Below are 9,725 nucleotides of genomic sequence, written 5' to 3'. Positions count from 1 at the left end.
TATCGACTGATACCCGCCCCGCTTCATCAGGGGTGTTGCTCTCAGATCCTAGAGTCTCAGAGCCTAGATCTTGAAGTCGCTACTGCTACCGGAGCTGGAGCTACCGGAGCCACTGGACTTGCTTGCAGAAGCCGACGCGGAGGGACCCTCAAAGACCTTGCGGAACTGGTCGCTGTACTGGGACACGAAGTACTCGCGGCTGGTCACGCGCCACTTGCCCTCGGCGTACACCACGTAAATCACGACATCCAGGGTGCTTGCCTTCTGAACCTCACCCGTGCCGTTCTGGTAGATGGTGTATTCCTTGACGACATCCCGGCAGGGGAACGCCACAACAGCCAAATCGGTAGAGGCGAGAGCCTTTCCAGCCATGTCGTCACGGATGCTCAGCTTGCTCTCGTAGTCCTTAGTCCAGCCGCCCGCAGCGTAGAGCTTAGCGATAGCCTTCAGGTTGTTGACCAGACCGCTGTCAGCGCCGTGGACCAGACCCTTGAGGTACTGCAGGTCGCCGTTGTACATCGCAGCAATGTACGCGCTCTGGTAAGCCGCCAGGGTCTTGTAAGCACCTTCGAGGCTGACGGTACGCTGAGCCACCGTATCAATGACCGGAATCGGAACGTTCTTCGCGGGGGAGGTGTCGGTCGGCTCAACGTAGTGCGCAACAGCGGGCTTGAACTCGTACTTGACGTCGCCAACGTACTTCTTATAGTCCTTCAAGAACTCGTCGGACGGAATAATCTTCGCGGCGTTATGGCTTGACGAGGACGAAGAAGAAGCAGAGGCGGATGCCGAAGCCGAGGCAGACGCAGAAGGCGAAGCCGAAGCTGAGGGGGAAGCGGAGGCGCTCGGGGAACCGGAGGAAGTCTCGCCGGCACCGGTGGGGCGAATATCCTTGTTGAAAGCGCATCCTGCTAGAGCCAAAGCACCGGCAGTCAGACCGCCAAAAAGAACGGCGCGGCGGGTCAATCCGTTTCGGTCGTTAGCAGAGAGGCTGGCGTGTGCACTCGGCCGGAAGGACATGGTATCTCCTGAAAGTGGTTGATCGAGGTAGCTCGCTTCACAACGCTGTGATGCGTACGAAAGGATCCGCCTCGTCGTTTTTGTATGGTGCGCGGTACAAAGGGGGTACCGGGATACGCATGAAGTATCCACTTCTCACTATAGAAGAGTGGTTTTAAAACTTCGTCAAAAAACCCTGGACATTGTCTTTAAGGCGCAATAACCCAAAGTCGGTGAGGTGCAAGGGGGATTGTGCCTCAACGACTTTGGGTTATGAGCTATTGGATTGATAAGACGGGGCTACTCTCAACCGGAGATAAGACCGGGGAAGGGGTAGTAGGCCCCTGCGGTGCTAGACCTTAGTGGAGCCGCGACCCGAGGATGAAGAACCGCTAGAACCGGCAGAGCCGGAACCTCCAGAACTAGAAGAACCGGAGCCAGAAGAGCCTGAAGAGCCCTTGCCTCCAGCAAAACGCTCGTCCAGATAGCCGGTACTAATGCGCCACCACTTACCCTCGGTGTAGAGCATGATGTGCGAAACGGATACCTGAGTAATCGCCGGAACCTTGCGCTCGGTGCCATCCGGCTGATGGATGGCGGTGGCAGAATACTGGGAGTCCACCAAGATTTCTACGTAGCCGTCACCGTCCTTCACGGCACTGTCCGGTTCGGTATTCCGCATGGAAATGCTGCACGTGAAGTCCATATACCAGCCGTTCTTCTCGTACAGTTCCTTGACCGCCTTGACCTCATCAATGGCGCTCTTATCAGCCGGGTAGGTCAGCTCAATCGCCTGATCCGCGTAGCGTCCGTCCTTGAGCGCGGCGATCTGGGCGCTGTAGTAGGCGCGCAACGTCTCGTAGGCGCCCTGGAAGGTCGGTTCCTCACGGTGCGGAACGGTTTTGAGGGGCTTGGGCACGTTCTTCGCCGGGGAAGAAGCGGTTGCCGGCTGGTACTCGCCCATGTACTCGCCGGTCAGCTTCAGGGGTCCGGGGTACTTCTGCCAGCCCTCGACCAGCGCATCCTCGGAAACGGGTACGCGTGCCGCGCTGGACGAGCTGCTTGTGGCATTTGCTGAAGCGCTCGCGGAGGAAGTAGCGGTAGTAGAGGCCGAACTAGATGCAGAAGGCGAAGCGGTTGCGCTTGCGGAAGGGGAGGGGGAACCTACCTTAGCTTTTGCCTCTTCGCTCAGCGGGCGAATATCGGAGGCGCAACCAGCCATGAGGGAAACCGCGCCACCGAGCAGCAGAGTGCGGCGGCTCAAGAGGTGGGAAGCGGTGGAACGGGTACTCGAAGAGCGGTCGAATGAGAGCATCGGTGAACTCCTTGATCTTTTCCGAGGCGGGCTCGGGGCACCCGGCGGCGGGCGCGTGGTTGTATGGCGTGTTGGGTGAGGTCGTGAAAGGGGGAAAACTTTAGGCAAATGCCGCGGTTTCAGACTCCGTTCCGGAAGTGACCTCGGGGGTACCTCACGCCGCGGGCGAGGGGTACTGGTGAACTCATCTTTGAAGTTGCTCTGTTCACGCCCCGGTGAGGGGGTAGATGCTGTCGAATCATCATTGATGTGTTGCACGATTCATTTTAGACTATTTTGAGGTCAAAATGCACGAAAAAGCACCTTAGTAATCCCTGAGAGTCTATGGAGTGCTCAAGATATCAATCACTGTAAAGTATTGCGACCACACCCTATTGACGGGGAGCTATTTGATGGAGAGGGGCGCCCAGTGAAGGGTGGGCACACATGCCAAATTAAGTGATTTCAGTCATATTTATGGCTTGAAAAATAAAAGAGCCGCGCCTCAGTGCTCCCAAAAGATGGGGGAGAGGAGGGTGGGTAACTCAGCTTTCTGTCTGCGAGGAGGCCTTCAAAGCCTCAGAGGAAATACCCGATTCAGCAAAGGGAAACCCGCTCGGTAATCCTCAAATATGCACTCTATTCACCCGCTATGCATTGCCGACTAATCCAGAAAAACCGGTTCCCACACGGGGTGCCGAGGGGGCGAAAACTTGCAGGGGTGAATATCTAGTGGAATTACATCGGTGTTTACCCCATATCTTGTGGTTGCACTGTGGGTAATCCTGCAGGTTTCCTCGAAAAAATCGAATCCCACTTAAAGCAACACTTGAAGAATGTAAAAACATACATCCTTAAACACGCCCGAGTGCGGGGTGAGGCAAGACCCCTTAAGCCCCCTACTCGCTCTAAATATCGCCGAACGAAGAACCACTCTGTTTTACGCCTCCAGCGTCGGCGCATCAGAAAAGTGCTGTTCAAACCCACACTCCGCGGGGTTGCATACAGACACAAAAGCCACATAAACTATTAGTGTTTGCAACGACCCGGCCATCACCGGCGAGCAATTCGGAAGAACGGACCGCACCTGCGGACACCCGCCAATCGCTGCGGCGAGGGTGTCTTAGCGGAAGAGATGTAGTCCCAGTAGAACCGGACGGTTAAGCCCGATATAGCTGTAATAAGCGACTGATACCCGCCCAACGCGCCGCTCTTCCGGTGGCTAGGTATCGCGGACATGCACCGCGGCACCCCGTAGCCCCGGGAGGGTTCGGTGCGTTGAGCTGTTAAATCAGTAAGCAAGGTGGTACCGCGCCGCATCCTGCCCCCGGCACAGCCCGGATCAGTCAGCGATGCCCAGGCGTCCTTGCACCCGTCATGTCAATCCTCACCCGCTGAAACGGTGCGGACGACGAGTGCTACGTACCCTGTCGCCCCAACCTCTCAGCGTTGAGAACAACAGATAAGGGCGCACAAACACATGTCCCATGTATACCCCAAGGCGAGCGCCTTCGAAGCCGCAGGAAGCGGCGTCACCGCATCGCCCAAGTTCCCCGCACTTGAAGAAGCAGTCCTCGACTACTGGAAGAAGGACAACACCTTCTCCGCATCCGTCGAGAACCGCCCCGCAGGCGAAAACGGCGAAAACGAATTCGTCTTCTACGACGGCCCTCCCTTCGCCAACGGCCTGCCCCACTACGGCCACCTGCTCACCGGCTACGCCAAGGACCTCGTCGCACGCTACCAGACTCAGCGCGGCCACAAGGTAGAACGCCGCTTCGGCTGGGACACCCACGGCCTGCCCGCAGAACTCGAGGCAATGAAGCAGCTCGGCATGACCGACAAGCGCGAAATCCTCGAAATGGGCATCGACAACTTCAACGACGCTGCCCGCGCCTCCGTGCTCAAGTACACCAACGAGTGGGAAAAGTACGTCACTCGCCAGGCACGCTGGGTCGACTTTGAAAACGACTACAAGACCCTGAACGTCGAGTACATGGAGTCCGTCATTTGGGCGTTCAAGCGCCTCTACGACAAGGGCCTGACCTACCAGGGCTTCCGCGTGCTGCCCTACTGCTGGAAGGACGAGACCCCCCTCTCCAACCACGAGCTGCGCATGGACGACGACGTGTACAAGGACCGCCAGGACCAGACCGTCACCGTCGCATTCCGCCTCACCGCAGACACCGCCCTCGGTGCTGACGAGAAGGTCGCCGCAGAACTCGACGGCGTCGAAGCACTCGCATGGACCACCACCCCCTGGACCCTGCCCACCAACCAGGCGCTCGCCGTCGGACCCGAGATTGAATACTCCGTCGTACCCGGCGCAGGCAAGTTCGAGGGCCGCTCCTTCCTGATCGCCTCCGAGCTGCTCGGCTCCTACGCCAAGGACCTCGGCTACGAAGGCGACCAGCCCGAACAGGATGCAGCCGCAGCCGTCACCGCACGCTACACCGGCTCCCAGCTCGAGCACGTACGCTACACCCCGCTGTGGGACTACTTCGCAGACACCGAAAAGTGGGGCACCGAAACCTCCTGGCAGATCCTCGTCGCCGACTACGTCACCACCGGTGACGGTACCGGCATCGTCCACCAGGCACCCGCCTACGGTGAAGACGACCAGAAGGTCTGTGAAAGCTACGGCATCCCCGTGATCCTTTCCCTCGACGAAGGCGCAAAGTTTCTGAACCTCTTCGCTGAGCCCACCGCCTCCGGCTCCACCGCCCTGGCTGAGATCGCAGGCGTGCAGGCATTCGACGCGAACCGCACCATCATCAACGCCCTCAAGGCAGACGGTACGCTGATTCGCGAGAAGTCCTACGTGCACTCCTACCCGCACTGCTGGCGCTGCCGCACCCCGCTCATCTACCGTGCAATCACCTCCTGGTACGTGAAGGTCACCGACTTCAAGGACCGCATGTACGAGCTGAACAAGCAGATCAACTGGATCCCCGAAAACGTGAAGTACGGCCAGTTCGGCAAGTGGGTTGAGAACGCGCGCGACTGGTCCATCTCGCGTAACCGCTTCTGGGGCTCCCCGATTCCCGTGTGGGTTTCGGACGACCCGAACTACCCGCGCATGGACGTGTACGGCTCCCTCGAAGAGCTCAAAGCAGACTTCGGTCGCCTGCCCCTGAACAAGGACGGCGAACCCGACCTGCACCGCCCGTACATTGACGAGCTGACCCGCCCGAACCCGGACGACCCGACCGGCAAGTCCACCATGCGCCGCGTGGAAGACGTGCTCGACGTCTGGTTCGACTCCGGCTCCATGCCCTACGCGCAGGTGCACTACCCCTTCGAGAACCAGGAATGGTTCGAGAACCACTACCCGGCAGACTTCATCGTCGAGTACATTGGTCAGACCCGCGGCTGGTTCTACGTGCTGCACGTGCTGGCGACCGCGCTCTTCGACCGCCCCGCGTTCAAGAACGTTATCAGCCACGGTATTGTGCTCGGCTCGGACGGTCAGAAGATGTCCAAGTCCCTGCGTAACTACCCGGACGTCTCCGAGGTCCTCGACCGCGACGGCTCCGACGCGATGCGCTGGTTCCTGATGTCCTCCCCGATTCTGCGCGGCGGCAACCTGATCGTGACCGAGCAGGGTATCCGCGAGGGTGTTCGCCAGGTCATGCTGCCGCTGTGGAACGTCTACCACTTCTTCGCCCTGTACGCTAACGCCGCCAACAACGGCGAAGGCTACAGCGCAAAGCTCAAGTACGACTCGCAGCACGTGATGGACCGCTTCATCCTCGGCAAGACCCGCGAACTCATCGAGCAGGTCACCGCAGCGATGGACTCCTACGACATCTGGAACGCCTGCGAATCCCTGCGCCAGTACGCCGACGCACTGACCAACTGGTACGTGCGCCGCTCCCGCGAGCGCTTCTTCAACGAAGACACCGACGCATTCGACACCCTCTACACCGCACTGGTGACCGTGTCGAAGGTCGCCGCGTCCCTGCTGCCGCTCAGCAGCGAGGAAATCTACCGCGGCCTCACCGGTGAACGCTCCGTGCACCTGGCCGACTGGCCCGAGGCATCCGCTTTCGCTGACGAGTCCGACCTGCTGGCTCTCATGCAGACCGTGCGTGAGGTCTGCTCCGCCGGTTCGGCACTGCGCAAGGAAAAGAAGATCCGCGTGCGCCAGCCGCTGCAGAAGATGACCGTGGCAATCGCACCCGAGCAGTTCGCTGCCCTGGGTACCGCTTTCGGTGAGAAGGGCGCGGAGTACTTCGCGAACATCGTCGAGGACGAGCTGAACCTGCGCCAGGTGGATCTGGTCAGCGCCGACACCGTCGACCCCGCCGACTACGGCATCTCCCAGCAGCTGAAGGTCAACGCACGTGCGGCAGGTCCGCGCCTGGGCAAGCAGGTGCAGGTTGCCATTAAGGCATCCAAGTCCGGTGACTGGACCGTGACCGAGGACGGTACCGTCCTGGTCGGCGTGGCAGCACTGGACGGCGGCCTGGCTCTGGAAGAGGGCGAATACGAGCTGGCAACCGTGGTTGCCGCTGACGCTGAGGGTGCTGAGCACACTGCGGCTGCGGTTCTGCCCGGCGGCTTCCTGGTCCTCAACATTGAGCTGACCGATGAGCTGGTTGCCGAAGGTATCGCCCGCGACACCATCCGCGCTATTCAGCAGGCACGTAAGGACGCCGACCTGAACGTTGCGGACCGCATCAACCTGAGCATCGCGGCACCGGAGGAAACTCTGGCAGCTCTGCGCGCCAACGAAGCGCTGGTGACCGGCGAAACCCTCGCCGTGTCCCTGCAGCTGAGCGAAGCAGCCGAGCTGAGCATTAGCGTAGCCAAGGCATAAAACGCCTGAACCGTACGGCCGTCCCGCCCCCTTGACTGGGCGGGGCGGCCCGTCGTCTATCCCGCCGCACGGTTATCCCGCCGGCACCCCCCCTGCCGGCACTGGCCGGTTATCCCAGTCCGGCTATCCCAGTGAGGAGAACAATGAGCGAGAAGAATTACCCCGCAATTCCCGACCCCGAGGGCGTGGAGCGGGTCTACGGTGAACTGCTGGCGCGAGCACCCGAAAACAAGATGGCGCCGCGCCTGGACGCCGTAGCACGCGCCGTCGAAATCCTCGGCGACGTGCACCGTGCCGCGCCGGTCATCCACATCACCGGCACGAACGGCAAGACCAGCACCGCCCGCATGATTGAGGCGCTGTTGCTCGGCCACGACCTGCGCGTGGGCCGCTTTACCAGCCCGCACCTTGAAAGCGTCACCGAACGTATCTGCATTAACGGCGCGCCCGTACCGGATGCCACCTTCGTGCGCATTTGGGAGGAAATCGCCCCCTACCTGCAGATTGTGGACGCGGAGATGACCTCCCGCGGCGAGCCTGCCCTGACCTTCTTCGAGTCCGTGACCGTGCTCGCCTTCGCGATTTTTGCGGACGAGCCGGTGGACGTGGTGGTGCTCGAGGTCGGTATCGGCGGCACCTGGGACTCCACGAACGTTGCCGACGGCGTGGTTTCCGTGGTCACCCCGATCGGTCTGGACCACACCGACATGCTCGGCGAAACCCTCGCCGAGATTGCGACCGAAAAGTCCGGCATCATTAAGCCCGGCGGCTTCCTGATTTCTGCCGCACAGGACCCTGAAGCAGCGGATGTGCTGCTCGCCTCCGCCCGCGAGAAGGAAGCATCCTTCGCCTTTGAAGGCGTGGAGTTCGGCGTTGTCTCCCGAGAGCTTGCGGTCGGCGGTCAGTTGCTGACCCTGCGCGGCCTGGCGGGCGAGTACCCGGATGTGCCGCTGTCCCTGCACGGTGCGCATCAGGCGCAGAACGCCGTGGTGGCTCTTGCCGCCGTGGAGGCGTTCTTCGGCGGTCAGCGTCAGCTGCCCGAGGACGTGGTGCGTACCGCGTTTGAGACGGTGCGCTCGCCGGGCCGTCTGGAGGTTGTGCGCACCGAGCCGCTGACCATCCTGGATGCGGGCCACAACCCGCACGGCGTGCGTGCGTCTGCGGCCGCGCTGACTGAGGCATTCAAGCTGTCGCACCTGCACGCTGTGGTTGGCATCCTGGGTGAGAAGGATGCTCTGGGCATGTTTGAGACCATGCGCGAAGAGTACGTGGACGCTTCTGACGGCACGTTCCGCCTGTACTTGGCGGCGTCGGATTCGCCGCGTGCGATTGTGCCGGAGCGTCTGCACGAGCTGGCGCTGGATGCTGGCATTGATGAGGACTCGATCGAGGTGTTTGAGCACCTGGACGAGGCGATTGCCACCGCCATGGAGAACGCCCTCTTTGAGCAGGAGTCGGCGGGTGTGCTGATTACCGGTTCGATTACGGTCATCGGTGAGGCGCGTACCCTTCTGGCGGCGCATGAGGAGGCGAAGACCCCCGGTGCTGAGGCTGAGGAGCTGCCGGATGAGCTGCCCGCCGAGGGCGCTTATGCCGGTTCTGCGGGTGCGGCGTCGGCTTCGACTCTGGCCGCCGCGGCGGCTGCGGCTGCCTCTGCTGAGCCGGATGAGCTGCTGGACGGCATCATGGCTGAGCTGGGCGGCGAGTCTGCGCCGGGTTCTTCGCTGGAGGATTCGCTGGGTCTGCCGCTGGGTGACTCGTACACCGATGACTTCTTCGGTGATGATGACTCCGAAGAAGACTGAGACAGCTACAACCTGTTGGCTAAGCCTAATCGGGTAAGAGGTTTATACTTCTGTGCAAAGGGAGTTGGTAGCTTATGCCATGACTTTATGTGAAACCTAGCTAGGTAGAATACTGGCTAGGTGCAAAAGGTATCGAAAATCTTACACGGACAAAGGAGAGTGAGAAGATGAGTACAGAACAGTACTTGAGCCGGTTACTAAACCCGGCTCCTGGTTTTACTGAAGCTGATATCCAGTCTGATATCAAAGGTCTATTAATTGCGGCAAAAATTGCTGACGATAGCAATGTCGTAAAACTTGAAGACCCTGTTAAAGATGGCACGCATCGCCGTATTGATATCGCTATAGGTTCAACTGCTATTGAAGTTAAGAAAAAGCTTCAAAGCGTTGAATTAAATAAAAAAGAAATTAATCAGCTTTCTGGATATGTTAAGGAGAGATCTCGTCAGGAATCGAGTCGCTACAACGGGATTCTTACTGATGGTATTAATTGGTGGCTTTTCGAGTTGCTTCCTGGTAAAGAAGAGCTTGAAAAGCAAGCTGAGTTTACTTTAAATTCACAAAATGGTGATCAGCTAGTTTCATGGCTGGAATCTGTTCTTGCTATACCTGCAGAGATTGTACCTACCGCCGCAACAATTGAACAGTATCTTGGAGCAAATTCTGCGGCGTATGCTCAGGACTCGGCATACCTAAAAGCTCTATATGAAGAATCTAAAGATAATAAAACTACTAAACTTAAGCGCGAACTTTGGGCACGCTTACTCCGTACAGCACTGGGTTCTGGATTCTAGATCGGAAGAGC

5 protein-coding genes are annotated in these 9,725 nt (G+C 59.4%); 3 read left to right on the top strand and 2 right to left on the bottom strand.

Annotation, left to right across the window (positions count from 1 at the left end; translation table 11 throughout):
• Nucleotides 1–63: 63 nt before the first annotated feature.
• Nucleotides 64–1,020, bottom strand: a complete 957-nt coding sequence (locus tag Q0216_RS08300) for a DUF6318 family protein (RefSeq protein WP_298594469.1) — start codon at nucleotides 1,018–1,020, stop codon at nucleotides 64–66.
• Between the two features lie 331 nt (nucleotides 1,021–1,351).
• The gene (locus Q0216_RS08295) at nucleotides 1,352–2,314 is read right to left on the bottom strand and encodes a DUF6318 family protein (protein WP_298594467.1); all 963 of its coding nucleotides are present in this window, start codon (nucleotides 2,312–2,314) and stop codon (nucleotides 1,352–1,354) included.
• A 1,459-nt stretch (nucleotides 2,315–3,773) separates the two neighbouring features.
• Between Q0216_RS08295 and ileS the strand changes: the two genes are divergently transcribed.
• From ileS to Q0216_RS08280, 3 genes are all read left to right on the top strand, one after another.
• Nucleotides 3,774–7,115 carry an isoleucine--tRNA ligase gene (gene ileS / locus Q0216_RS08290; protein ID WP_298594464.1) on the top strand — a complete coding sequence of 1,114 codons (3,342 nt, stop codon included), beginning with the start codon at nucleotides 3,774–3,776 and terminating at the stop codon, nucleotides 7,113–7,115.
• Between the two features lie 143 nt (nucleotides 7,116–7,258).
• Nucleotides 7,259–8,920 (top strand): folylpolyglutamate synthase/dihydrofolate synthase family protein, encoded by a 1,662-nt coding sequence (locus tag Q0216_RS08285; protein ID WP_298594462.1) that lies wholly within the window; start codon nucleotides 7,259–7,261, stop codon nucleotides 8,918–8,920.
• 167 nt (nucleotides 8,921–9,087) lie between these two features.
• Nucleotides 9,088–9,714: a hypothetical protein gene (locus Q0216_RS08280; protein WP_298594460.1), complete on the top strand. Its 627-nt coding sequence runs from the start codon at nucleotides 9,088–9,090 to the stop codon at nucleotides 9,712–9,714.
• Nucleotides 9,715–9,725: the final 11 nt, after the last annotated feature.

This window comes from uncultured Rothia sp. (assembly GCF_937976295.1).
In the GTDB taxonomy this organism is placed as follows: Bacteria; Actinomycetota; Actinomycetes; order Actinomycetales; family Micrococcaceae; genus Rothia.
Note: the sequence above shows the minus strand (reverse complement) of the source record. Positions and strands in the feature narration are given on the sequence as shown.

Bases quoted from the DNA above. Each gene is read 5' to 3' on its own strand.
- Q0216_RS08300 (WP_298594469.1), bottom strand. From the start codon at position 1,020: ATGTCCTTCCGGCCGAGTGCACACGCCAGCCTCTCTGCTAACGACCGA.
- Q0216_RS08295 (WP_298594467.1), bottom strand. From the start codon at position 2,314: ATGCTCTCATTCGACCGCTCTTCGAGTACCCGTTCCACCGCTTCCCAC.
- ileS (WP_298594464.1), top strand. From the start codon at position 3,774: ATGTCCCATGTATACCCCAAGGCGAGCGCCTTCGAAGCCGCAGGAAGC.
- Q0216_RS08285 (WP_298594462.1), top strand. From the start codon at position 7,259: ATGAGCGAGAAGAATTACCCCGCAATTCCCGACCCCGAGGGCGTGGAG.
- Q0216_RS08280 (WP_298594460.1), top strand. From the start codon at position 9,088: ATGAGTACAGAACAGTACTTGAGCCGGTTACTAAACCCGGCTCCTGGT.